Source organism: Amycolatopsis sp. NPDC033938 (assembly GCF_055575975.1).
The window spans coordinates 632805-656648 of the sequence record NZ_JBVIRO010000002.1; the positions used below are offsets into that span (position 1 = coordinate 632805).

The following is a 23844-nucleotide window of genomic DNA, read 5'->3' on the forward strand; positions in this document are numbered from 1 at the left end:
TAAACGGGATCAAGGACAGCTACGGTCCTCAATGCGCCGATCGCTGCCGGGATCCATAATCCCGGCCATGGAACTACCGCCGCCGGTGATCCGCGATTGGGACTACCCCCGTGGCACGGCGAGCATCGTGCTCATGGCCCGCTTCGCCGCCGAGCACGGCGTCACCGGACTGTCCCACTACGAGCACGCCCCCGTGGACGGCCAGGTCGACGCGCGCCAGGAACTCGCCGTGGTCCGCGAGCTGATCCGCGGGCTCGGTGGCGGGGACGACGTCGCGCTGCGGCTGAGCAGACGCTACCGCGTCAGCGCGTTCGGCATCTTCGGCTTCGCGTGCATCAGCAGCCCGACGCTGGGTGACGCGATGCGTTTCGCCCTGCGTTACCTGGACCTGAGCTTCACCTTCTGCATCCCGCACGTGACCGTAGAGGCCGGGCGGTTGGCACTGACCATGGACGACAGCCGGGTGCCCGGCGACGTCGCCCGTTTCCTGACGCTGCGTGACCTCGGCGCCATCCACACCGTCATGCGCGACATCCTTCCGGACATCTCGTTGCGTTCACTGGCCTTCCGGCACGAGCGACCCTCCACTGTGGACGAATACGTGCGGACGTTCGGGCTGGCGCCCTCGTTCTCCGCGCGTTCGCAGGTCGCCACCCTGGACCCGCTCCTGCTCGACAAACCGCTGCCGCAGGCCAATGACCAGACGGTCGCGGTCTGCGCCGCGCAATGCGAGCTGCTGGTGTCGCGGAAACGGGAGCGATCCGGGATAGCCCAGCAGGTCCGGGAAAGGCTGGTGCGGCTCGGCGGGGTCGACGCGGGGATGGACGAGGTCGCGCGGCAGCTCGCGCTCAGTCCCCGCACGCTGCGGCGCCGTCTGTTCGAGGCCGGGACCGGCTACCGCGCGCTGCTGGACGAGGTCCGCCAGGCGCTGGCGGAGGAGATGCTCGACACCGGCGTGCTCAGCGTCGAGGACGTCGCGCTGCGGCTGGGCTACGCCGAGGCGTCGAGCTTCATCTACGCCTTCAAACGCTGGAAGGGGATGACGCCGGCGGCCTACGCCCGGCGGAACGCGTTGCGAGGACGGCCGGGTAGGTGACCCGCAGCAAGTGCAGGATCGACTCGGTGAGGAAGACCCGCAGTTCTTCGCGGTCGAGCGTGCCGCGGATCAGCCACTCGCGTGACGCGGCGCGCAACATCCCGCCGTACGAACGGATCATCGCGCGGAGTTCTTCACGGCCTTCGGCGATGTCGCTCATCAGCGCGGCCGCGAGCACGCGGTCGGCGGCGATCTCGTCACCCTCCAGCATGATCCGCTCGACGTCCGGATCACGGCCGACGGCCTCCTGGCCGATCGCGGTCAGCCACGCCTGCTCGTTACGCTCGACGACCTCGATCCAGTGCCGGACGCTGATCGCGAGCCGTTCCTCGGCGGTGGTGTCGGGCAGGTTCTCGACCACCGGCGCCGGCACGATCATCATCTGCCGGACCACTTCCAGGTACAGCTCGCGCTTGCCACCGAAGTAGTGGTTGATCAGCGGCCTGGCCACTCCGGCGGCCTTCGCGATGTCCGACGTCGACACGGAGGCGTACGTGCCCGCGCCGAACAGCCGTCGTGCCGCGGCCAGGATCTCCGCACGCCGGGCTGCCGGTTCGAGTCGGCGCCGCCGGATCTCCGGATCGGTGCTCATGGGCCGAGCGTAACCGTTTCACGTGAGCGGGTGCCGTTACTGAACCGGAACAACCGGCCGGTAACCCTCCGGGGCCCGCGTACGACGTTGGGGGCGAGGGAGCGGGCGTCATAGGTAGGGACGAATGGCCAGTGCCGAACGCGAACCGGTGTGCCGCCCCGGACGATGGGTCAGTGTGCGGCTGCAGCATCGTGACGTCCGGATCCAGGGTGACACCGGGGACGAAACCGTCTCCTACGCCGGGATCGTGATCACCAGTTTCGAGAACGGCACCGAGGTCGGCGAACGGTGGATCCCGCTCGGGGTCGATCCGTCGGAGGCCGACGACGAACAGCTCATCCAGCAGCTGCGGGACGCGCTGATCTGGCAGGCGCGGCAGCCGCCGAAAGCCGCGGGGGAGTAGCTGAAGGGGACTTTCCCCGCATCCGACGCGGGGAAAGCGCCCTTCACCGCGTCAGATGCGGGGAAAGTCCCCTTCAGCCCCCGCCTACTGCGCACGCAGCCCGTCGAAGGCGATCTTGCACACCGCGTCCGCCAGTTCCGTGCCCGCGGAGCCCCGGCGCGGCCGGTACCACTCGATCAGCGAGTTCACCATGCCGTACAGCAGCCTCGCGGTGACCGCGGGATCGATGTCGGGCCGCACGTCGCCCTCGGTTTCGGCCTGTTTGACCAGTTCCGTGACCAGCCGGTCGAATTCGCGCCGCCGCGCCAGCGCGGCCCGTTCGATCTTGGTGTTGCCCCGGACCCGCAGCAGCAGCGTGACGAACGGCAGCTGCTCCACCAGCACGAGGACACTGCCCCGCACCAGATGCTCCAGCTTCTCGATCGCCCTGCCCTCGAAGGACTCCGTCTCGGCGGCGACGGCGAACAGGCCGTTCAGCGCGCGGTCGACGGCGAGCCGCAGCAGCTCCTCCTTGCTCGGCACGTGGTGGTAGATCGCGGATTTCGTGATGCCGAGCTTGCGGGAGAGGTCCTCCATGCTGGTGCCGTCGTAGCCGCGTTCGTTGAACAGCTTGACCGCGACCTGCAGCAGCGATTCGAGGTCGTACCCGGGGCGCCCCCGGCGGGCGGGGGTGCTCAACCGCGGTCCCGCTCGTCGAGGACGCGGCGCATCTTGCCCAGCGAACGCTCCAAGGTGTCCGGGTCGACCACCTCGACGCCGACGCTTACGCCGACCCCGTCCTTGACCCCGGCGATCAGTCGCGCGGCGGCTTCGGCGCGCTGCTCGGCAGTCGCGTCCGGGCGGGCTTCGACGCGGACCGTCAGGTGGTCCATCCGGCCCTTCGTCGACCGGATCAGCTGGAAATGCGGAGCGAGCGCGGGGGTCACCAGCACGACTTCCTCGATCTGCGTGGGGAAGACGTTGACGCCACGCAGGATGATCATGTCATCGGTGCGGCCGGTGACCTTCTCCATCCGCCGGTACGCCGGTCGCGCGGTGCCCGGAAGTAGCCGGGTGAGGTCGCGGGTGCGGTAGCGGATGATCGGCAGCGCCTGTTTGGTGAGCGAGGTGAACAGCAGTTCACCGGTGCCGTCGATCGGTTTTTCGGTGAACGGGTCGATCACCTCGGGGAAGAAGTGGTCCTCCCAGATGTGCAGCCCGTCCTTGGTTTCGACGCATTCCTGCGCGACGCCGGGCCCCATCACCTCGGACAGGCCGTAGATGTCGACGGCGTCGATGCCGACGCGCTCTTCGATCTCGGCGCGCATCTGCTCGGTCCACGGTTCCGCGCCGAAGATGCCGACCTTGAGCGAACTGGCCTGCGGGTCGACGCCCTGCCGTTCGAACTCGTCGAGCAGGGTGAGCATGTACGACGGGGTGACCATGATGATCTCGGGTTTGAAGTCGGTGATGATCTGCACCTGGCGCGCTGTCATGCCGCCGGACGCGGGAATCACCGTGCAGCCCAGTTTCTCGGCGCCGTAGTGCGCGCCGAGGCCGCCGGTGAACAGCCCGTATCCGTAGGCCACGTGGACCTTGTCGCCCGGCCTCCCGCCCGCCGCGCGGATCGACCGCGCCATCACCGTCGCCCAGGTGTCGATGTCTTCGGCGGTGTAGCCGACGACGGTCGGCTTGCCGGTGGTGCCGCTGGACGCGTGGATCCGGCTGACCTGCGACTCCGGCACCGCGAACATGCCGAACGGGTAGTTGTCGCGCAGGTCCTGTTTGGTGGTGAACGGGAACTTCGCCAGGTCTTCCAGCGCCTTGCAGTCGTCCGGGTGGACGCCCGCCTCGTCGAACTTCCTGGTGTAGAACGGCACGTTGTCGTAGGCGTGCCGCAGGGTCCACCGGAGGCGGTTCAGTTGCAGCGCCTGGAGTTCGTCGATGGTCAGGGTCTCGGCGTCGTCGCGGAAAGTCATCGTCATGCCTTTTCGATGGTGCGGCTCCGGCCGCGGAATTCGGCGACGACCTCCGGCCCCTCGGGGGTCTCCCGGTGCACGGTGACGTCGTAGATGCCGTTGCGCCCGTAGCGGGTCCGCTCGGTGGCGGTGGCGATGAGGTGGTCGCCGAGCCGTCCGGCCGTGACGAAGGAGATCTCCGCGCCGGACGCGACGGTGACCGGGCCATGGCTGTTACAAGCACAGGCGAACGTCGTGTCGGCGAGCAGGAAGACGTAGCCGCCGTGCGCGATGCCGTGGCCGTTCACCATCGTCTCGGTGATCCGCATGGTGGCGACGGCGTGCCCTTCGGCGGCCTCGATCAGCTCGATCCCCAGCGTGCTCGACGCCAGATCGTCGGCGAACATCGCGTGCGCCGCGTTGGTCGTCATGACACCACCTGGTTACTGACCGAATGGACGGTTGTTAAAGGGCGTCGCCAGTAAAGGCGCGCTTCCGCGTGGATGTCAAGGATCCGCCGCCGTCCGGGGGTTTGCAAGACCCGGGAGGCGAGCTACAGTGAATTACTGAACGGACGGTCTGTTAATCCACCATCGAAGGGTTCGGCCCCATGGCATTGCTGCGCAGCTACGTCTCCGGCGGATGGCACACGGCGGACAACGACGGAGTACCGCTGCACGACGCCTCGACCGGCGAGGAGGTCGCCCGGGTCTCGTCCGAGGGCATCGACTTCGCCGCGGCGCTGGAGTACGGCCGCCGCACCGGCGGTCCCGCGCTGCGTGAGCTGACCTTCCACCAGCGCGCGGCGTTGCTGAAGGCACTGGCCTCGCACCTGCGCGAACACCGCGACGAGCTGTACGCGCTGTCGGCGCGCACGGGCGCGACCAAGACCGACTCGATGGTCGACATCGACGGCGGCATCGGCGTCCTGTTCGCCTACTCCAGCAAGGGCAAGCGCGAACTGCCGAACGACACCGTCTACGTCGACGGCAACGTCGAGCCGCTGAGCAAGGGTGGCACCTTCGTCGCGCAGCACATCGCCGTCCCGCTGCGCGGGGTCGCCGTCCAGATCAACGCCTTCAACTTCCCCGTCTGGGGCCCGCTGGAGAAATTCGCGCCCGCGTTCCTCGCCGGGGTGCCGAGCCTGATCAAGCCCGCCAGCCAGACGGCGTACCTGACCGCGCGCCTGGTCGAGATCATCATCGAGTCCGGCATCCTGCCCGAGGGCACGCTGCAGTTCGTCGCCGGCAGCGTGGGCGACCTGCTCGACCACGTCACCGCGCAGGACCTCGTCTCCTTCACCGGCTCCGCCTCGACGGCGCAGAAGCTGCGCGCGCATCCGGCGATCGTGCGCAACTCCGTCCGGTTCAACGCCGAGGCCGACTCGCTGAACCTGTCGATCCTCGGCCCGGACGCCAAACCCGGCACGACCGAGTTCGACCTCTTCGTCAAGCAGCTGACCACCGAGATGACGGTCAAGGCCGGTCAGAAGTGCACCGCGATCCGGCGCGCCTTCGTCCCCGCGGACCTGCTGGACGACGTCGCCGAGGCCGCGAGCGCGCGGCTGGCGAAGGTCACCATCGGCAACCCCACCGCCGAGGGCGTCCGCATGGGCGCGCTGGCCAGCCTGGAGCAGCGTGAGGAGGTCCGGCGGTCGCTGAAGGCACTGCTGGACGTCGGCACGGTCGTCTTCGGCGACCCGGAGCAGGTCGATGTCGTCGGTGCGGACGCCGAACGTGGCGCCTTCATCTCGCCGGTCTTGCTGAAGGCGGACCCGGAGCGGTCCGAGCCGCACGAGGTCGAGGCGTTCGGCCCGGTGTCGACGCTGCTGCCCTACACCTCGACCGAGCAGGTCGTCGAACTCGCCGCGCGCGGCGGCGGCAGCCTCGTGGGTTCCGTGGTCTCCGCGGACAAGGAGTTCGTGCGCGAGGTCGTCCTCGGAGTCGCGCCGTACCATGGCCGCCTGCTGGTGCTCGATGCCGACGACGCCAAGGAATCCACCGGCCACGGTTCGCCGATGCCGCAGCTGGTCCACGGCGGTCCCGGCCGCGCCGGGGGCGGCGAGGAGATGGGCGGGATCCGCGGCGTGCTGCACCATATGCAGCGCACCGCAGTCCAGGGCAGCCCGAAGGTGCTCAGCACGGTCACCGGCCGCTGGGTCGCGGGTGCCCCGCGCACCGAGGGCGACGTCCATCCGTTCCGGAAGTCCTTGGCGGAACTCAAGATCGGCGACTCCGTGGTCGCCGGGCCGCGTCAGGTCACGCAAGCCGACGTCGACCACTTCGCCGAGTTCACCGGTGACACCTTCTACGCGCACACCGATCCCGAGGCGGCTGCGGCGAACCCCCTGTTCGGCGGCATCGTGGCGCACGGATACCTCGTGGTCTCCTTCGCCGCGGGCCTGTTCGTCTCGCCGGAGCCCGGCCCGGTGCTGGCCAACTACGGCCTGGAGAACCTGCGGTTCCTCACCCCGGTCAAGGTCGACGACTCGTTGACCGTGACCCTGACCGCGAAGCAGATCACCCCGCGCATCGACCAGGAGTACGGCGAGGTCCGCTGGGACGCCGACGTGACCAACCAGGACGGCGACTCGGTCGCCAAGTACGACGTGCTGACCCTGGTGGCGAAGGAGCAGTCATGACAGCGACGCTGCCTGAGGAAGACCTCGAACAGCACTTCGAAGCGACCATCGCGCGTGATCAGCGGATCGAGCCGCGCGACTGGGTGCCCGAGGGCTACCGCAAGACGATGATCCGGCAGATCGCGCAGCACGCGCATTCGGAGATCATCGGCATGCAGCCCGAGGGCAACTGGATCACCCGCGCGCCTTCCCTGCGGCGCAAGGCGATCCTGCTCGCGAAGGTGCAGGACGAGGCCGGGCACGGGCTGTATCTGTATTCGGCGGCGGCCACGCTCGGCGCGGACCGCGCGGACCTGACCGACAAGCTGATCAACGGCAAGCAGAAGTACTCGTCGATCTTCAACTACCCGGCGCTGACCTTCGCCGACGTCGGCGTGATCGGCTGGCTGGTCGACGGCGCCGCGATCTGCAACCAGGTCCCGTTGTGCCGCAGCTCGTACGGGCCGTACGCGCGGGCGATGATCCGCATCTGCAAGGAGGAGTCCTTCCATCAGCGGCAGGGTTTCGAACTGCTGATGACGATGATGCGCGGTACAGACAAGCAGCGGGAGATGGTGCAGGAGGCGGTGAACCGCTGGTGGTGGCCGTCGCTGATGATGTTCGGCCCGCCGGACGCGGAATCGCCGAACACCGCGCAGTCGATGGCGTGGAAGGTCAAACGCCACACCAACGACGAGCTGCGGCAGCGCTTTGTCGACATGTCTGTTCCGCAGGCGGAAGCGCTGGGCGTCACCTTCCCCGACCCGGATCTGAAGTGGAACCCCGAGCGCGGGCATTACGACTTCGGCGCGGTGGACTGGGAAGAGTTCAAGAACGTGTTGAAGGGCAACGGTCCCTGCAACGCCCAGCGCATCGCACATCGGCGGCGGGCACAGGAAGACGGTGCGTGGGTGCGCGAAGCCGCGACAGCCCACGCCGCGAAGAAAGGTGCCTCGGCATGAAGCACGACTGGCCGTTGTACGAGGTGTTCGTCCGGGGCAAGCGCGGCCTGAACCACGTCCACGTGGGTTCGCTGCACGCCGCGGACGACGACATGGCGCTGCATCACGCGCGGGATCTGTACACCCGCCGCAACGAGGGCGTGTCGATCTGGGTCGTGCGGGCGAGCGCCATCACGGCGTCCTCACCGGACGAGAAGGACCCGTTCTTCGCGCCCAGTGGCGACAAGGTGTACCGGCACCCGACGTTCTACGACATCCCCGACAACGTCCCCCACATCTGACATGAGCTTCGACAACGCCTACGAGGCGATCACCGAGGAGAACGACTCCCGCTGGGCCTTCGGGACCGGCTTCGAGGACCCACTGTCCGGTGTGGACACGACGGTTCCGTCCGGTGTGGACGGTACCCGGCTGGCGGCCTATTGCCTGATGCTCGGCGACGACGCGCTGATCTTTTCGCACCGGCTGCAGGAGTGGTGCACGAACGCGCCCGAACTCGAGGACGAGGTCGCGATCGCGAACATCGCGCTCGACCTGCTCGGCCAGGCGCGGCTCCTGCTGGCCCGCGCGGGCAAGGCCGATGGCAGTGAACGCACCGAGGACTCCTACGCCTTCTTCCGGAGCGAGCAGGAGTACCGCAACGTCCGGCTCGCCGAACTCGACGGCGGCCATTTCGGGCATCTGATCGCGCGGCTGCTGGTCTTCTCTATCTGGCGGCTCGCCCTGTTGCAGCGCTTGCAGACCAGTGTCGATCCGGTGCTGGCGGCCATCGCGGACAAGGGTGTCAAGGAGGTCGCCTACCACCGCGACTACGCCGCGCAGTGGGCCGTGCGGCTGGGCGACGGGACCGAGCTTTCGCACGAGCGGATGCAGGAGGGCCTCGACGCCGTTTGGCCCTACGTCGACGAGCTTTTCGTGGCACACCGGGACGAATTCGTCGAGTCGCCGTCGCTGCGGGGAGAGTTCGACGCGATCCTCGACCAGGTGCTGGCCGTCGCGAAGCTGACACGCCCCGAGGTCGGCGCCATCGCCGGGGTTTCCGGGCGGATGGGTCGCGACGGCGTGCACACCGAGCGGATGGGTTACCTGCTGGCGGAGTTGCAGAGTGTCGCCAGGGAACATCCGGACGCGACATGGTGACCGCGTACGCCGTGGCGGCCACGGTCACCGACCCGGAACTGCCGATGCTGACCCTCGCCGACCTCGGCGTGCTACGGGAAGTGTCCGAATCCGGCGGTCGGGTGGTCGTCGCGATCACTCCGACCTACACCGGCTGCCCGGCGATGGACACCATGCGGGACGACCTCGTGCACGCGCTCACCGGCGCGGGCTACGGCGAGGTCGAGGTCCGCACGGTGCTGCAACCCGCCTGGTCCACCGACTGGATCACCGAGGACGGCAAGCGGAAACTGGCGGAAGCGGGGATCGCGCCGCCGGGGGCCGCGCCGCGGCGGACCGGCCCGATCCCGCTCACGCTGAGCCCGCCGATGTCGTCGGTCCGCTGCCCACACTGTGGTTCCGCGGACACCGAGGAGCAGTCCCGGTTCAGCGCGACCGCGTGCAAGGCGCTGCGCCGCTGCCGGTCCTGCCTCGAACCGTTCGAACACGTCAAGGAGATCTAGCGTGACCGCGTCCACCCTGCGCCGCACCGGGTTCCACACCCTGAAGGTGGCTGACGTCCAGCGCCTGTGCGACGACGCCGTCGCGGTGACCTTCGACGTGCCCGAAGACCTCGCCGAAACCTTCCGGTTCAAGGCGGGACAGTCGCTGACCCTGCGTCGCGAAATCGACGGCAGGGACGAGCGCCGCTCGTACTCGATCTGCGCACCCGCCGGTGCGGCGCCGCGGGTCGGCGTCCGGGAGGTGCCGGGCGGGCTGTTCTCGTCGTGGCTGGTGCGCCACGTGCGGCCCGGTGACGAGATCGAGGTCGCCGCGCCGACCGGCAACTTCACCCCGGAGCTGGAAACCGCCGGGCATCACGTGCTGATCGCGGCGGGTTCGGGGATCACGCCGGTGCTGTCGATCGCGTCGTCGTTGCTCGGCGATTCCGACGCGACGGTGACCGTGCTCTACGGCAACCGGCGCACGGACACCGTCATGTTCGCCGACGACCTCGCCGACCTGAAGGACCGCTACCCGGCGCGGCTCGAACTCGTGCACGTTCTCTCCCGTGAGCCGCGTGAAGCCGAATTGTTCACCGGCCGCCTCGACGCGGAGAAGCTGCGGCGCCTGTGCACGGTGCTGATCCCGGTCGAGGACGTCGCGCACTGGTGGCTGTGCGGGCCGTTCGAGATGGTGACCGGCGCACAGGAACTGTTGCGCTCTCTTGGTGTTGCCGACGAGCGCGTCCACCAGGAACTGTTCTATGTGGACACTCCGCCGGAGCCGGTACATCACATCGATCCGGCCGTCGTGGGGTCCTCCAGCGAGGTCACGCTGGTCCTCGACGGCCGCTCGACGACGATGACGCTGCCGCGTAGCTCCTCACTGCTCGACGGCGCGCAGAAGTACCGTCCCGATCTGCCGTTCGCCTGCAAGGGCGGGGTGTGCGGCACCTGCCGGGCGAAGATCTGCGACGGCAAGGTCGACATGCGGCGCAACTTCGCGCTGGAGAAGGCCGAGGTCGACGCCGGTTTCGTGCTCACCTGCCAGTCGGTGCCGATCTCCGAGTCCGTCACCGTGGATTTCGACGCCTGACGAGAGGCACCCTCCGGGTGATGCCGATGTCGGCCAGGAACGGCCGGTCGTGGCTCGCCACGATCAGCGCGCCCCGGTAGGCCAGGAGCGCCTCGGTGAGCCGCCGCACACTCGCCAGGTCGAGATTGTTCGTCGGCTCGTCGAGCAACAACAACCGTGGCGTGGGCTCGGTCAGCAGCAACGTCGCCAGCGCGGCGCGGAACCGTTCCCCGCCGGACAGTGACGCCACCGTGCGTTCGGCCGCCATGCCCCGGAACAGGAAGCGCGCCAGCCTGGCGCGGATCTCGTTGTCGGTGAGCGACGGCGCGACCAGCCGCACGTTGTCCACAATGGACAACGTGTCGTCGAGGATGTCGAGCCGCTGGGGGAGCAGCCTGGTGGGGACGAACAGCCCCACGTCGCCCGACTTCGGCGGGAGTTCGCCGATGATCGTGCGGAGCAGGGTGGTCTTGCCCGAACCATTCGGCCCGACGAGCGCGATCCGCTCGGGCCCCATGACGTGCAGGTCCACCGCCGGGCCGAACCGGGGCACGGCGTCGATCCGGAGCACGTCCGTGCCACGGGGGACCGTGGTCTCCGGCAGTTCGACGCGGATCTCGGCGTCCTCGCGCACCAGTCCTTCCGCGGCTTTCAGCGCCTCGACGGCGGTTTCGAGCCTGTCGGTGTGGAGGTTCCGGTACTTGCCCGCGGCGATCTGCGCGTCCTCCTGGCGTTTGCGCATCCGTCCCTTGGGTTCGCGTTTGGTGTCCCACATCTTCTGGCCGTAGCGGGCCCGCCTGGCGAGTTTGATCCCGGCTTCGGCCAGCTCCCGTTTCTGTCGCTTGACGTCGGATTCCGCCGCCCGGACGTGTCGCCGCGCGGCTTCCTGCGCGACCTCGACGGCGTGCTCGTAGTCCGCGAGGTTGCCGCCGTACAGGGTGACCTCGTGGTCTCGGACCTCGGCGATCCGGTCGACCGACTGGAGCAGTTCGCGGTCGTGCGAGACCACCACGAGAATCCCGTTCCAGTCCTCCACCTCGCGGTGCACGAGTTCGCGGGCCCGCAGGTCGAGGTTGTTGGTCGGTTCGTCCAGTAGCAGCGCGGCCGGACGGCGCAGCAGCAGCGCGGCCAGCCCGAGCAGCGTGAGTTCGCCGCCGGACAGCTCCCCGGCCCGCTGGTCCAGACGGACGACACCCAGGCCGAGCCGGTCGAGGACAGCGCGGGTGCGCTCCTCGACGTCCCAGTTGTCGCCGATGGTGGCGAGGTGCTCCTCGGCGGTGTCGCCGCTCTCGACGGCCTTGATCGCCGCGCGGATCGCGGTGACGCCAAGGACGTCGTCGACGCGGCGGTCGGTGTCCAGGACGAGATTCTGCGGCAGGTAGCCGATTTCCCCCGGTGCGGTGATGGAGCCCGAGGGGGCCCGCAGGTCGCCGGCGAGCAGTCTGAGCAGCGTGGACTTACCGGAACCGTTGGTGCCGACCAGGCCCGTGCGGCCGGTGCCGATGGTGAGCGAGAGGCGCTCGAATACGGGGGCGCCGTCGGGCCAGGTGAAGGTGACGTCGGAAAGCGTCAAGGAAGAAGACATGAGACTCCCTGCGAAGGAGGTGGATGAGGGCGCAGGTTCGTCTCAGAAGATCACTCGGCCAGGTTAGCCCGGGCGTGGCCGCGTGGCGATCGATTTTTCCGGCTGATTGCCGTTTCGCGGCAACAGGGTCATAACGGTGCCTCCTCGCTGCGGGGTGTGTGCAGAGGAGGTGGCGTGCTGTCGTAGGTCTGGCCGGTCGGTGTGGTGATCGTCAGGGTCCCGTCCGGTGCCAGCCGGTAGATCCACCCGGGTTCGTCCTTGAGCCGATGGTCGCGGCGGCAGAAGGCGATGAGGTCGCCGGCGTCGGTGTGCCCCTGGAACTGCCACGGTGATTTCCTCGAGTAGCGCCACAGCGGTGGCTCCGTAAGTTTCCACCCGATCAACCTACGACCCTCCACCGACAGTTCTGGATCATGCGAGTGCCGCGAACGTCGCCGATATTCGGTAATGCCTTTCGTGGCAAGGGAAATCGGGGATGTGCGCACTTGGTGATGTCCGCCCATAGTGGAGGGTCGTCAGGTCCGCTCGGTCAGCTTGCGGGTGAGCTCGTCCAGGCGAGCGGTGAGTTCTTCTGGGCCGGCGAGGTCGTAATGAACGCAGTCGACGACGCCGGTGTCGAGGTTTCCAACCTCGAGTTCGGCTTCGCCGCTGGTCCAGATGATGAACCAGCCCACCATGTCACCGGTCTCGCAGGCGACCCAGGCCGATCTCTTCTCGTATTCAGGGCCGAGATTGAGCTGCCATTGAATCGCGATGGCTTCCCACTTCGGTGCGTAGGTATGGACGGCCGCGACGAACCGGGCGAGGTCGATCACCTGCCTATGCTATCGCTGCCGAATTCCGGCAACGGAGGACGTGACACAAGCCCCACCACCCCAAGCGCCGCCCTGTCACCTCGGCGACCCGCGACCCGCGAGGGCATACTGACGACGTGAGCGAACGCCCCCACATCCTGCTGTCCGCCGCGGTCTCACTGGACGGTTACCTCGACGACGCGACCGACACCCGTCTGGTGCTGTCCAACGAGGACGACTGGGCCAGGGTGGACGGTCTGCGGGCGGCGTCCGATGCGATCCTGGTCGGCGCGAACACGGTCCGCGCCGACAATCCCAGGTTGCTGGTCCGCTCGCCGGAGCTGGTGCGTGAGCGCGTCGCCGCCGGGCGGCCGGAACAACCGGTCAAGGTCACGCTGACGCGTAGTGGGTCACTCGATCCGGCGGCCCAGTTCTTCACTCTCGGCGACGCCGAGAAGCTGGTGTACGCGCCGCCCGGGGTCGTCACGGGTGTGAAGGCGACCGTGGTCGAGCTGACCGGACTGCGCGAGATGCTGGCGGACCTCCACGCCCGCGGCGTGCGGCGGCTGATGGTCGAAGGCGGCGGCGCGATCCACACCCAGTTCCTCACCGAGGGACTGGTCGACGAGCTGCATCTGGCGATCGCGCCCTTCTTCGTCGGTGATCCGCGCGCGCCGAGGTTCATCGGCCCCGGTGCCTTCCCGCGCGGGCTGAACCTGGTCAAAAGCAGCCGGCTGGGCGATGTCGCCGTCCTGGAGTACCACGCCACCCCGGAACCGTCCGAAGTGGACATTCTGCGGCTGCGTGAGGCCATCGCACTGGCGGATCTTTGCCCGCCGCGGACTTTCCGCGTCGGCGCGGTCATCACCGACGCCGACGGCGAAGTGATCTCCACCGGCTACTCGGGGGACGGCGATCCCGCGAACCACGCGGAAGAAGCCGCGCTCGCGAAGCTCGAACCCGGTGACCCGCGGCTGGCGGAGGCGACGATGTACACGTCGCTGGAGCCGTGCAGCTCGCGGACGTCACATCCGCGAAGCTGCACCCAGCTCATCCTCGACGCCGGCCTTCCCCGAGTCGTGTTCGCCTGGCGTGAGCCGTCGGTGTTCGTCGACTGCGTCGGCGCCGAAACGCTGGAAGCGGCCGGACGCCGGGTGATCGAGGTACCAGCCCTCGCCGCCGACGTCCGCCGCGCGAACACCCATATCCCGGGTGTCCACCCCTGAACTTACTTGCAGGCGTCGCAGCAGCCGCAGCCCAGACCGGTGCACGCCGAGCAGCAACCGTGGCGAAGCACGACCTTCAACAGACGCTTGATCATGGCTGTCCTCCCGATCCTTGACGTCCCACCGCCTCTGTCACGCTAAGTTCTGCGCATATGACAGTGGTACCGCCGGGCGGGCCATGGCGCTGCTCCAGCGGGTGACGTCAGGATTCGAGGTCGCCCTCCAGCGAGAGGTAGACCTCACGCAGCTGAGCCAAAAGGTCGGCGTCCGGCTCCGCCCAGAGTCCCCGGTCGGCCGCCTCGTTCAGGCGCTCGATGATGCCGCGCAGCGCCCACGGGTTGGCCTGGCGCAGGAACTCCTGGTTGACCTCGTCGAGCACGTAGGACTCGGTGAGCTTCTCGTACATCCAGTCGCCGACCACGCCCGCGGTGGCGTCGAAACCGAACAGGTAGTCGACCGTCGCCGCCAGCTCGAACGCGCCCTTGTAGCCGTGCTTGCGCATCGCGGCCAGCCAGCGCGGATTGACCACGCGGGCACGGAAGACACGGGCGGTCTCCTCGCCGAGGGTGCGGGTGCGGACCGCGTCCGGGGTGGTGCTGTCGCCGACGTAGGACGCGGGCGCGGTCCCGGTCAGCGCGCGGACGGTCGCGATCATCCCGCCGTGGTACTGGAAGTAGTCGTCGGAGTCGGCGATGTCGTGCTCGCGGGTGTCGGTGTTCTTGGCCGCGACCACGATCCGCTTGTACGAGTTCTCCATGTCCTCGCGCGCTGGCCTGCCGTCGAGGTCACGGCCGTAGGCGAAACCGCCCCACACCGCGTAGACCTCGGCGAGATCCTTGTCGTCACGCCAGTTCCCGGAGTCCATCAGCGGCAGCAGGCCCGCGCCGTACGCGCCGGGCTTGGAACCGAAAATCCGCGTGGTGGCCCGGCGTTCGTCACCGTGCGCGGCGAGATCCGCGCGGGTGTGGGCGCGGACGAAGTTCTGTTCGTCCGGCTCGTCCAGGTTCGCGACGAGCCGCACGGCGTCGTCCAGCAGGCTGATCACGTGCGGGAAGGCATCGCGGAAGAACCCGCTGATCCGCACGGTGACGTCGATCCGCGGACGGCCCAGCTCGGCGAGCGGGATCGCCTCGATGCCGGTGACCCGACGCGACGCCTCGTCCCAGACCGGCTGGACACCCAGCAGGGCGAGGACTTCCGCGGCGTCGTCACCCGAGGTGCGCATGGCCGATGTGCCCCAGACCGAGAGACCGACCGACCGCGGCCAATCCCCGGTGTCCTCGCGGTATCGCCGGAGAAGCGAGTCGGCGAGCGCCTGCCCGGTCTCCCAGGCGAGGCGGCTCGGGATGGCCTTCGGGTCGACGGTGTAGAAGTTGCGGCCGGTGGGCAGCACGTTGATCAGGCCGCGCAGGGGAGACCCGCTGGGGCCTGCCGCGATGTAACCGCCGTCGAGCGCGTGGAGCACCGCGTCGAGCTCTCCGCTCGTGCCCGCCAGCCGCGGCACGATCTCGGTCGCGGCGAAGGTCAGCACACGGGCGACCTCCTGGTGTTCCGGCACGTCGGCGACGACCTCGGCGACGGCGGCGGGGGACCAGTCCCTGGCCTCCATCGCCTCGACGAGCGACCGGGCCTTCTGCTCGATCGCGTCCACTTCGGACAGTGGTGCGTCGCTGTTCTCCTTCAGCCCCAACGCGGAGCGCAGACCCGGCACCGCGCCCTGCTTGCCGCCCCACATCTGCTGGGCACGCAGCATCGCGAGTACGAGGTTGATCCGCGCCTCGCCTTCCGGCGCGGCACCGAGGATGTGCAGGCCGTCGCGGATCTGGGCGTCCTTGACCTCGCACAGCCAGCCGTCGATGTGCAGCAGGAAGTCGTCGAACTCCGCGTCGTGCGGACGTTCTTCGACGCCGAGGTCGTGGTCGAGCTTCGCGGCCTGGATCAGCGTCCAGATCTGCGCGCGGATCGCGGGAAGTTTCGCCGGATCCATCGCGGCGATGTTGGCGTGCTCGTCGAGGAGCTGCTCCAGCCGGGCCATGTCGCCGTAGCTTTCGGCGCGGGCCATCGGCGGGATCAGGTGGTCGACGATCGTGGCGTGCGCACGCCGTTTCGCCTGCGCCCCCTCGCCGGGATCGTTGATCAGGAACGGGTAGATCAGCGGCAGATTGCCGAGGACGGCGTCCGGCGCGCAGGAAGCCGAGAGGCCGGCCGTCTTGCCGGGGAGCCATTCCAGCGAACCGTGCTTGCCGAGGTGGACGACGGCGTGCGCGCCGAACTCCTCCTCCAGCCACCGGTAGGCGGCCAGATAATGGTGACTCGGCGGGAGGTCCGGGTTGTGGTAGATCGCCACCGGGTTCTCGCCGAAGCCGCGGGGCGGCTGGATCATCAGGATGACGTTGCCGGACTGGAGCGACGCGAGCACGATGTCGCCGTTGTCCACATAGAGTTCGCCGGGGGCGGGGCCCCAGTGCTCCTCCATACCTTCACGGAGTTCCGCGGGAAGCTCGGCGAACCATTCGCGGTACTTGTCCGCGGGGACGCGGATCGGGTTGCCGGACAGCTGCTCCTCGGTCAGCCACTCCGGATCCTGCCCGCCCGCCGCGATGAGGGCGTGGATCAGCGCGTCACCGTCGGGCTGGTCGGTGCCGGTGGGCTCGACGCCGGGGAAGGGGTCCTCGCCGAGGTCGTACCCCTGCTCGCGCATGCGGCGCAGCAGTTCGATCGCGGACGCGGGGGTGTCGAGCCCGACGGCGTTGCCGACGCGGGAATGCTTGGTCGGGTACGCGGAAAGCATCAGCGCGATGCGGCGTTCCGGCGGAGGCGTGTGGCGCAGCCGGGCGTGCGCCAGCGCGATCTTGGCGACCCGGGACGCGCGTTCGGCGTCCGGCACGTACTTCGGGAGGCCGTCGTCGTCGATCTCCTTGAACGAGAACGGGACGGTGATCAGCCGCCCGTCGAACTCGGGGACGGCCATCTGGTTCCCGGCGTCGAGCGGGGAGAGGCCGTCGTCGTTCGCCGACCAGGTCTCGCGGTCGCTGGTGAGGCAGAGGGCCTGGAGGATCGGGATGTCGAGGGCGGCCATCTCGGAGACGTCCCACGCCTCGTCGTCGCCACCGGCGCCGACCTCGGACGGCCGGGTGCCCCCGGCGGCCAGCACGGTGACCAGGAGCGCGTCGGCCTTGGCCAGTTCGGCCATCATCTCCGGCTCGCGGGTCCGCAGGGACGCGCAGTGGATCGGGAGCGCCCGGCCCCCGGCGTCCTCGATGGCGTCGGAGAGGGAGTGGACGAACTCGGTGTTGCCGGAGAGGTGATGCGCGCGGTAGTAGAGGATCGCGATGACCGGGCCCTCGGTGTTCTTGGGCTCGCGCTCCAGGACACCCCAGAGGGGCTGCACGGCGGGCGGCTCGAAGCCGTCGCCGGTGAGCAGGAGCGTGTCGCTGAGGAACCGGTACAGCTGGGTGAGGTTGGCCGGGCCGCCCTGCGCGAGGTACGCGTGCGCCTCCGCCGCCGTGCCCGCCGGGACCGTGGACAGCTTCATGAGCTGCGCGTCCGGCGTCTGCTCGCCACCGAGGACGACCACGTGCGCGCCGCTCGCGCGGACCGTGTCCAGACCCTCCTGCCAGCTGCGCTCGGACCCGAGGATCCGGACGACGACGATCTGGGCGCCGTCGAGCAGGGCGGGCAGTTCGGCGAGGTCGAGCCGGGCCGGGTTGGCCAGCCGGTAGTCGCCTTCGCTGGAACGGGCGCTGAGCAGGTCGGTGTCCGAAGTGGACAGAAGCAGGATCACGGCAGTCCTCACTCGGGGTGTCCGCGCCCCGGGTCGTGCGGTCGCGCCGGCGGGAGTTCCTGGCTCCCCCTCTCGTGCCTGTGAGGGGTGACAGTGGCGGGACCGCCCCGGACTCTCACCGGGTTCCTCCACCTGCCGACGCGTGGGTTCCAGCCCACTCTCCGGGCGGCCCGGCCCGGCGTCAAGGTGATGTGTTCCGGCTCGTGTGAGGTAATGACGGTTCTGACCGTCATTACCTCACGCCGAGCGTTCCGAAGAGGAGTCCCCGATCCGGGGGAAAGGAGCGGTGGAGAAGATGACCTCCACCGCCACCTCGAAGAACTCCGCGATCCGCAGGGCGAGATAGAGGCTCGGGCTGTACTCGCCGCGTTCGAGATAGCCGATGGTCTGGTAATGCACACCCAGCGCATCGGCGAGTTCGCGGCGGGAGATGCCCCGCTCCGCCCGTAACATCGCGATCCGGTTGTAAACGACCTCGCTCATGAACTAGCCAATTCGCTGCATCGCCTTTTCCCGTCGTGCCGCCACCGAGGACCCGGACTCGCGCCGCGCCATGCGCCGCAGGACGACCGGGGCCAGCACCAATCCGATCACGGCCCACGCGGTCAGCACGCCCAGGGTCTCCCACGGCCGCCAGGACTGCCCGATCTCGATCATCACCGTCGAGTCCGGCAGCAGCGCCGACCGCATACCGAGGCCGAGCCAGTACATCGGGAACACCTGTCCGATGCCCTGCAGCCATTCCGGCAGCGCGGTGATCGGGTAGAAGATGCCGGAGATCGCGCCGATGCCCAAGGTCGGCAGCATGATCAGGCCGATGCTGCGCGCGTTGGTGGTCAGCGAGCCGAAGATCGCGCCGATCGGCATGGTGGCGAGCAGGCCGATCGCCAGCACCCACAGCAGGCCCAGCCACGACGTGAGGCCGCCGGGCGCGATGCCGTCGAACAGGAACAGGCAGGGGATCAGCACCAGCAGCATCCCGATGACCGTCCCGATCGAGATCGTGACGACCTTGCCGACGAGGTAACCGAGCATCCCGTTCGGCGTGGCCTTGGCGCGCAGCAGCGTGCCGTCCTCACGTTCGACGGCGAGGACGCCCGCCATCCCGAGCATGCCGCTGAACACGATCGACGCGCCCAGCACGCTCGGCACGGTGGCGGCGCCGAGTGAGAACTCCGTCCCCGGCAGTTTCGAGTCGCGCATGAAGAACATGACGACCACGAAGATCACCGGGAAGAGGAAGGTGTTGAACAGGTCCTCGCGGTTGGTCAGGGTCTGGCGCGACTCGAGGAGGCCGCGTTGGACGCCCAGCCGGAGGCTGTGCTGAACCGCGTTCATCGCGCACCCACCGCCACGAGCGGCGTTTCCGCCTTGCGGACCAGCGTCATGTACGTGTCCTCCAGGGAGGCCCGCCGGACCTCCAGATCGCCGATGGCGTCGCCATGCTGTTTGAACAGTTCGTGCACGTACTTCGTCGATTCGGTGGTCGAGTGCACGAACCGCTGGCCGTCCAGGGTCCAGCGCACCTCGGCCTCACCGGCGATCTGCCTGCTCAGCGCGTCGGCTGAACCGTCGGCCACGATCCGGCCGTGGTTCAGGATCAGGATCCGGTCGGCCAGTTTCTCGGCCTCGTCGAGGTCGTGCGTGGTCAGCAGGATCGTCGTGTCGTCGTCATCGGTCAGCCGGTGCACGAGGTCGTGGAACTCACGCCGCGCCTCAGGGTCCAGTCCGGCGGTCGGTTCGTCGAGGAACAGCAGTTCCGGACGGCCGACGATGCCGATCGCGACGTCGAGACGGCGTCGTTGCCCGCCCGACAGCATCCGGACCCGCTTGCTGGCGTGTTCGGTCAGTCCGACCGCGGCGATCAGTTCGTCCGGATCCCACGGCCGCTTGATGTGCTCGGTGGAGTACGGCGCGTAGTAACCGCCCAGGTGCTCCAGCAGTTCCCGTACCCGCCATTTCGCGTGGTCGCGCCAGGCCTGGAGGACGACCCCCAGCCGCGCCCTCCAGTTCTCGTCCGCTTGCGCCGGGTCGGTGCCCAGCACGCTGACCTCGCCTTCCGAGCGCATCCGGAAGCCTTCGAGGATCTCGATCGTCGTGGTCTTGCCCGCCCCGTTCGGCCCCAGCAGACAGATCACTTCACCCCGGTGCGCGGTGAAGTCGACGCCGTGGAGGACGTCGTTCGTCCCGTAGCGCATCCGGAGATCTTTGACGGAGACCATCACGTCATGTGGATCTCTCATTTCGTCACCCCCATCTCAGTGATGCGATCGAATGTAGCACATCTACTACATATGATCTGAGTGGTACTAACGCTGAACGCAGGCATCTACAGTGAGCGCATGTCCACGAGCGCACGTGTCCGAGCCGACGCGTGCCCCGGCGTTTTCGCCACCCACGACGCCGCCGACGGACCACTCGCGCGCGTCCGCCTTCCCGGCGGCGCCATCACCCAGGCCCAGCTCAGGGCCCTCGCGGACGCCGCCGACGACCTCGGAGACGGGGCGCTTCACCTGACCTCCCGCGGCAATGTCCAGCTTCGCGGGGTCACCCGGCCCGGTCTCGCGGCCAGGCTCTCGGCGGCCGGGCTTCTGCCCGCGCCGTCGCACGAACGCGTGCGGAACATCCTCGCCTCGCCGCTGAGTAACGTCGCCCAACGCCTCGCCCCTGCCCTCGACAAGGCCCTGTGCGCGGCCCCCGAGCTGGCCGGACTCCCCGGACGCTTCCTCTTCGCCCTCGACGGCGGCCAGGGCGATGTCGCGGGGGAGGGCGCCGACGTCTGCTGGCGCGACGGCGCGCTGCTGCTCGACGGCGCCGACACCGGACTGCGCGTCACCGCGGAGCACGCCGTCGAAGCCCTGATCTCGGTCGCGCGTGCCTTCCTCCGGATCAGAGGCACGGCCTGGCGAGTCAGCGAACTCCCCGGCACCGACGCGCTGCTGCACGACGTCCTCGGCGAGCGAGCCGAACCGGAGACCTTCGCGACGAAGCCCGGCCTGCCGATCGGGCCGATCGGCGACGGCGCCATCGGGGTCGCCCCGCCCCTCGGCCGGCTGACTTCCGCGCAGGCGCGCGCGATCGCGAAGGCCGGAAACGCCGTGGTCACGCCATGGCGCTCGATCCTCGTCCTCGGGAAGTTGGCCGGGGACACCGGCCTGATCACCGATCCGCGTGAGCCTTCGCTCGGCGTCAGCGCCTGCATCGGACATCCCGGCTGCGCGAAATCGCGTGCCGACGTCCGGGCCGACGCCGCGCGGGTCGGCCGCACGCCGAGGGCGCATTTCGCCGGTTGTGAGCGGCGATGCGGAAAACCCGCCGGTGAGCACGTCGACGTGCTCGCGGCGGAGGACGGATATCTGGTCGACGGGGCATGGGTCCCGGCCGACGAGCTGGCGACAGTGTTGGCGGAGAAGGGACAGCAGTGATCGACTACATCCGGGACGGGGCCGAGATCTACCGGCATTCGTTCGCCACCATCCGCGAGGAGGCGGATCTCGCGATCCTCCCCGACGACGTCGCGGTATTGGCCGTGCGGATGATCCACGCCTGCGGGATGGTCGACCTGGTCGACGACCTCCGCTACAGCCTCGACGTGGTGGAGTCCGGCCGCGCCGCCCTCGAAGCGGGCGCGCCGATCCTGTGTGACGCCACCATGATCGCCTCCGGCGTGACCCGCAAACGGTTGCCCGCGGCCAACGAGGTGCTGTGCACGCTGGCCGACCCGAAGGTGCCGGGGCTGGCGGAGCGGATGGGCACCACCCGCTCCGCGGCCGCGCTGGAGCTGTGGCGCGACAAGCTGCCCGGTTCCGTGGTGGCGATCGGCAACGCGCCCACCGCGCTGTTCCGGCTGCTGGAACTGCTCGAAGAGGGCGTCGGCGCCCCGGCGGCGATCATCGGTGTCCCGGTGGGTTTCATCGGCGCCGCGGAGTCCAAAGTGGAACTCGTGAAGCGGGCACCCGCCCCGTATCTGGTGGTGCACGGACGCCGGGGCGGCAGCGCGATGGCCGTCGCCGCGATCAACGCGATGGCGAGTGAGGTCGAATGAGCGGGCTCGGGAAACTCTGGGGTGTCGGGCTCGGTCCCGGTGACCCGGAACTGATGACGGTCAAGGCCGCGCGGCTGATCGGCGAGGCCGACGTCATCGCCTACCACAGCGCGCGGCACGGCCGGAGCATCGCGCGATCGGTCGCGGAGCCGTATCTGCGGGACGGCCAGCTCGAAGAGAAGCTGGTCTACCCGGTCACGACCGAGACCACCGACCACCCCGGCGGTTACGAGGGCGCGATCGCCGACTTCTACGAGCTGAGCGCGAAACGGCTGGCCGAACACCTCGACGCCGGACGCGACGTGGTCGTGCTCTGCGAGGGCGACCCGTTCTTCTACGGCTCCTACATGTACATGCACGAACGGCTCGCCGACCGCTACGAGGCGACCGTGGTGCCCGGCGTGACGTCGGTGAGCGCGGCGTCGTCGGTACTCGGCCGTCCGCTGGTGCAGCGCGACGAGGTCCTCACCATCCTGCCCGGCACGCTGCCCGCGCCGGAACTCGCGCGGCGGCTGGCCGACACGCAGGCCGCGGCGGTGCTCAAACTCGGCCGCACGTTCGGCAACGTCCGCGAGGCGCTGGCCGAGGCCGGGAAACTGGACGACGCCTTCTACGTCGAGCGCGCGACCTGGCAGGCGCAGCGCGTCGAGCCCTTCGCCGACGTCGACCCCGAGTCGGTGCCGTACTTCTCGCTGGCGCTGCTGCCCAGCCCGGCCTACGCGTCGCGGCTCGCCGACGAACCCGAAGTCACCCGGAAGCGGGAAACGCACAGCGGTGGCGAAGTCGTGGTCGTCGGGCTCGGCCCGGCGGGTCCGGACTGGCTGACACCCGAAGCGACCGAGGAACTGGCCGCGGCGGAGCACATCGTCGGCTATGGCCCGTATGTCGCGCGAGTGCCGCAGCGCGCAGGCCAGCAGCGGCACGCCTCGGGTAACCGGGTCGAGGCAGAACGTGCTGTGGAGGCACTCGAACTGGCCTCGAACGGGGCCAGGGTCGCGGTCGTGTCCTCGGGCGACCCTGGCGTGTTCGCCATGGCGTCGGCCGTGCTGGAGCAGGTCGCGGCCGGGCACGGTGCCGGTACGCGGGTGCGGATCGTGCCGGGGGTGACCGCCGCGCAGGCGGCCGCGTCCCGGGTCGGCGCGCCGCTCGGGCACGACTACTGCGTGCTTTCGCTGTCCGACCGGCTCAAGCCGTGGGAGATCATCGAACGGCGGCTCGACGCGGCGGGTGCCGCGGATCTCGTGCTCGCGCTGTACAACCCGGCGTCGCGGACGCGGACCACGCAGCTCGCGCAGGCCCGTGAAGTCCTGCTCCGGCACCGCGCGCCGGAGACGCCGGTGGTCGTCGCCCGCGACGTCGGCGGCCCGGAGGAGGACATCCGCGTGGTCACCCTCGGCACCCTCGATCCGGCGAGTGTGGACATGCGCTGCCTGGTGATCGTGGGTTCGTCGAAGACCCGCGCCGAGAACGGGGTGGTCTGGACGCCGCGCACCTACGAGTGACGGCCCAGCCCGGCGTTGCGCGCCTGGCCCAGCAGGGTCTCGCGGTCGTCCGTGCCGACCTTGGCGTGCACCGCCGAGACGACGTTGCGCACGGTCTTGGTCGCGAGCCCCAGCCGCCGCGCGACCGCCGGGATCTCCAGGCCGCCCGCCAGCAGATCGAGCACCTCGTGTTCCCGTGAGGTCAGCCGAGGGAACACCCGGATCGGCCGGGAAGCGGCCAGCAGGCCGTAGAGGCGGTCCGCGGCGCGCTCGCCGAACACGACCGCGCCCGCCGCCACCCCCTGGATGAACCGGACCAGATCGTCGTGGCCCGCGCTCCGCGACAGGACACCGCGGGCGCCCGCGAGCATCGCGGCGACCACGAGTTCGCCGTCACCGGGCGGGGTCAGCACCAGAACGGCGGTTCCCGGTACCCGGGAAGCCACTTCACGGGTCACGGCGAGCCCGTCCAGCGCGGGCGGGTGGACGGACAGGACGAGGACGTCCGGGCGCAGCACGGTGGCGTGCCAGACCGCTTCGCGTTCGTCGGGGGTATGGGCGACCACTTCCAGCTCCGAGGACGCGGGCGGTTCGGGGACACCCGCGAAGACCACTGTCACCACTGGGGTTCGAATCGGCACGC

Annotated in this window: 23 protein-coding genes, 1 pseudogene and 1 riboswitch; of the genes and pseudogenes, 12 read left to right on the plus strand and 12 right to left on the minus strand. The window is 69.2% G+C overall.

Going from position 1 to position 23844, the window contains the following annotated elements; all coding sequences use genetic code 11:
* The first annotated feature begins 67 nt into the window (after positions 1-67).
* A complete protein-coding gene (locus tag ACZ5ZX_RS09660) occupies positions 68-1096 on the plus strand; it encodes an AraC family transcriptional regulator (protein ID WP_465501558.1) in 1029 nt (342 codons plus the stop codon).
* On the opposite strand, the gene ACZ5ZX_RS09665 is transcribed toward ACZ5ZX_RS09660, so the two are convergent.
* Positions 1023-1688 carry a TetR/AcrR family transcriptional regulator gene (locus ACZ5ZX_RS09665; RefSeq protein ID WP_465501559.1) on the minus strand — a complete coding sequence of 222 codons (666 nt, stop codon included), beginning with the start codon at positions 1686-1688 and terminating at the stop codon, positions 1023-1025. The genes ACZ5ZX_RS09660 and ACZ5ZX_RS09665 overlap by 74 nt on opposite strands.
* Before the next feature lie 124 nt (positions 1689-1812).
* On the opposite strand from ACZ5ZX_RS09665, the gene ACZ5ZX_RS09670 reads away from it, so the two are divergent.
* The gene (locus ACZ5ZX_RS09670) at positions 1813-2091 is read left to right on the plus strand and encodes a hypothetical protein (RefSeq protein WP_465501560.1); all 279 of its coding nucleotides are present in this window, start codon (positions 1813-1815) and stop codon (positions 2089-2091) included.
* A gap of 84 nt (positions 2092-2175) precedes the next feature.
* Here ACZ5ZX_RS09670 and ACZ5ZX_RS09675 read toward each other — a convergent pair whose 3' ends face one another.
* The 3 genes from ACZ5ZX_RS09675 to paaI are packed head-to-tail and all read right to left on the minus strand — an operon-like array spanning position 2176 to position 4435.
* On the minus strand, positions 2176-2769 hold the full coding sequence (locus ACZ5ZX_RS09675; RefSeq protein ID WP_037303334.1) for a TetR/AcrR family transcriptional regulator: 594 nt from the start codon (positions 2767-2769) through the stop codon (positions 2176-2178).
* Positions 2766-4055, minus strand: coding sequence for a phenylacetate--CoA ligase PaaK (paaK, locus tag ACZ5ZX_RS09680; protein WP_465501561.1), 1290 nt, complete (start codon positions 4053-4055; stop codon positions 2766-2768). The genes ACZ5ZX_RS09675 and paaK overlap by 4 nt, the downstream gene beginning before the upstream one ends.
* Complete coding sequence (paaI, locus tag ACZ5ZX_RS09685; protein WP_465494711.1) at positions 4052-4435, minus strand: hydroxyphenylacetyl-CoA thioesterase PaaI; 384 nt, start codon at positions 4433-4435, stop codon at positions 4052-4054. The genes paaK and paaI overlap by 4 nt, the downstream gene beginning before the upstream one ends.
* Before the next feature lie 203 nt (positions 4436-4638).
* Here paaI and paaZ point away from each other — a divergent pair, with 203 nt between their 5' ends.
* The 6 genes from paaZ to paaE are packed head-to-tail and all read left to right on the plus strand — an operon-like array spanning position 4639 to position 10307.
* On the plus strand, positions 4639-6669 hold the full coding sequence (gene paaZ, locus ACZ5ZX_RS09690; protein WP_465501562.1) for a phenylacetic acid degradation bifunctional protein PaaZ: 2031 nt from the start codon (positions 4639-4641) through the stop codon (positions 6667-6669).
* Complete coding sequence (gene paaA, locus ACZ5ZX_RS09695; protein WP_465501563.1) at positions 6666-7610, plus strand: 1,2-phenylacetyl-CoA epoxidase subunit PaaA; 945 nt, start codon at positions 6666-6668, stop codon at positions 7608-7610. The genes paaZ and paaA overlap by 4 nt, the downstream gene beginning before the upstream one ends.
* Complete coding sequence (gene paaB / locus ACZ5ZX_RS09700; RefSeq protein WP_037303338.1) at positions 7607-7891, plus strand: 1,2-phenylacetyl-CoA epoxidase subunit PaaB; 285 nt, start codon at positions 7607-7609, stop codon at positions 7889-7891. Before paaA ends, paaB begins: the two co-directional genes overlap by 4 nt.
* 1 nt (position 7892) lies before the next feature.
* Entirely contained in the window at positions 7893-8750 is an 858-nt protein-coding gene (gene paaC / locus ACZ5ZX_RS09705) for a 1,2-phenylacetyl-CoA epoxidase subunit PaaC (protein ID WP_465501564.1), read from the plus strand.
* A complete protein-coding gene (gene paaD, locus ACZ5ZX_RS09710; protein ID WP_465501565.1) occupies positions 8744-9232 on the plus strand; it encodes a 1,2-phenylacetyl-CoA epoxidase subunit PaaD in 489 nt (162 codons plus the stop codon). Before paaC ends, paaD begins: the two co-directional genes overlap by 7 nt.
* Position 9233: 1 nt before the next feature.
* Positions 9234-10307 carry a 1,2-phenylacetyl-CoA epoxidase subunit PaaE gene (gene paaE / locus ACZ5ZX_RS09715; protein WP_465501566.1) on the plus strand — a complete coding sequence of 358 codons (1074 nt, stop codon included), beginning with the start codon at positions 9234-9236 and terminating at the stop codon, positions 10305-10307.
* Here paaE and ACZ5ZX_RS09720 read toward each other — a convergent pair.
* From ACZ5ZX_RS09720 to ACZ5ZX_RS09730, 3 genes and pseudogenes are all read right to left on the minus strand, one after another.
* A complete protein-coding gene (locus tag ACZ5ZX_RS09720; RefSeq protein ID WP_465501567.1) occupies positions 10285-11871 on the minus strand; it encodes an ABC-F family ATP-binding cassette domain-containing protein in 1587 nt (528 codons plus the stop codon). The genes paaE and ACZ5ZX_RS09720 overlap by 23 nt on opposite strands.
* Before the next feature lie 128 nt (positions 11872-11999).
* A pseudogene (locus ACZ5ZX_RS09725) lies at positions 12000-12200 on the minus strand (HNH endonuclease); the annotation flags it as partial.
* A gap of 186 nt (positions 12201-12386) precedes the next feature.
* Entirely contained in the window at positions 12387-12686 is a 300-nt protein-coding gene (locus ACZ5ZX_RS09730; protein ID WP_465501568.1) for a hypothetical protein, read from the minus strand.
* Between the two features lie 116 nt (positions 12687-12802).
* Here ACZ5ZX_RS09730 and ACZ5ZX_RS09735 point away from each other — a divergent pair, with 116 nt between their 5' ends.
* Positions 12803-13891, plus strand: coding sequence for a dihydrofolate reductase family protein (locus tag ACZ5ZX_RS09735; protein WP_465501569.1), 1089 nt, complete (start codon positions 12803-12805; stop codon positions 13889-13891).
* Positions 13892-14093: 202 nt separating this feature from the next.
* On the opposite strand, the gene cobN is transcribed toward ACZ5ZX_RS09735, so the two are convergent.
* From cobN to ACZ5ZX_RS09755, 4 genes are all read right to left on the minus strand, one after another.
* Entirely contained in the window at positions 14094-17675 is a 3582-nt protein-coding gene (gene cobN / locus ACZ5ZX_RS09740) for a cobaltochelatase subunit CobN (RefSeq protein ID WP_465501570.1), read from the minus strand.
* A gap of 53 nt (positions 17676-17728) precedes the next feature.
* A riboswitch (cobalamin riboswitch) is annotated at positions 17729-17804 on the minus strand.
* Between the two features lie 108 nt (positions 17805-17912).
* Positions 17913-18158 carry a helix-turn-helix transcriptional regulator gene (locus ACZ5ZX_RS09745; RefSeq protein ID WP_465501571.1) on the minus strand — a complete coding sequence of 82 codons (246 nt, stop codon included), beginning with the start codon at positions 18156-18158 and terminating at the stop codon, positions 17913-17915.
* Positions 18159-18161: 3 nt separating this feature from the next.
* Positions 18162-19013, minus strand: coding sequence for an ABC transporter permease (locus ACZ5ZX_RS09750; RefSeq protein ID WP_465501572.1), 852 nt, complete (start codon positions 19011-19013; stop codon positions 18162-18164).
* Complete coding sequence (locus tag ACZ5ZX_RS09755; protein WP_465501573.1) at positions 19010-19918, minus strand: ABC transporter ATP-binding protein; 909 nt, start codon at positions 19916-19918, stop codon at positions 19010-19012. The genes ACZ5ZX_RS09750 and ACZ5ZX_RS09755 overlap by 4 nt, the downstream gene beginning before the upstream one ends.
* Positions 19919-20017: 99 nt before the next feature.
* On the opposite strand from ACZ5ZX_RS09755, the gene ACZ5ZX_RS09760 reads away from it, so the two are divergent.
* Genes ACZ5ZX_RS09760 through ACZ5ZX_RS09770 form a run of 3 tightly spaced genes read left to right on the plus strand, consistent with a single transcriptional unit; the run spans position 20018 to position 23222 of the window.
* A complete protein-coding gene (locus ACZ5ZX_RS09760; protein ID WP_465501574.1) occupies positions 20018-21100 on the plus strand; it encodes a precorrin-3B synthase in 1083 nt (360 codons plus the stop codon).
* Complete coding sequence (locus ACZ5ZX_RS09765) at positions 21097-21720, plus strand: precorrin-8X methylmutase (RefSeq protein WP_465501575.1); 624 nt, start codon at positions 21097-21099, stop codon at positions 21718-21720. Before ACZ5ZX_RS09760 ends, ACZ5ZX_RS09765 begins: the two co-directional genes overlap by 4 nt.
* Positions 21717-23222 (plus strand): precorrin-2 C(20)-methyltransferase, encoded by a 1506-nt coding sequence (locus tag ACZ5ZX_RS09770; protein ID WP_465501576.1) that lies wholly within the window; start codon positions 21717-21719, stop codon positions 23220-23222. Before ACZ5ZX_RS09765 ends, ACZ5ZX_RS09770 begins: the two co-directional genes overlap by 4 nt.
* Here ACZ5ZX_RS09770 and ACZ5ZX_RS09775 read toward each other — a convergent pair.
* Positions 23213-23842, minus strand: coding sequence for a response regulator (locus ACZ5ZX_RS09775; RefSeq protein ID WP_465501577.1), 630 nt, complete (start codon positions 23840-23842; stop codon positions 23213-23215). The genes ACZ5ZX_RS09770 and ACZ5ZX_RS09775 overlap by 10 nt on opposite strands.
* Between the last annotated feature and the right edge of the window lie 2 nt (positions 23843-23844).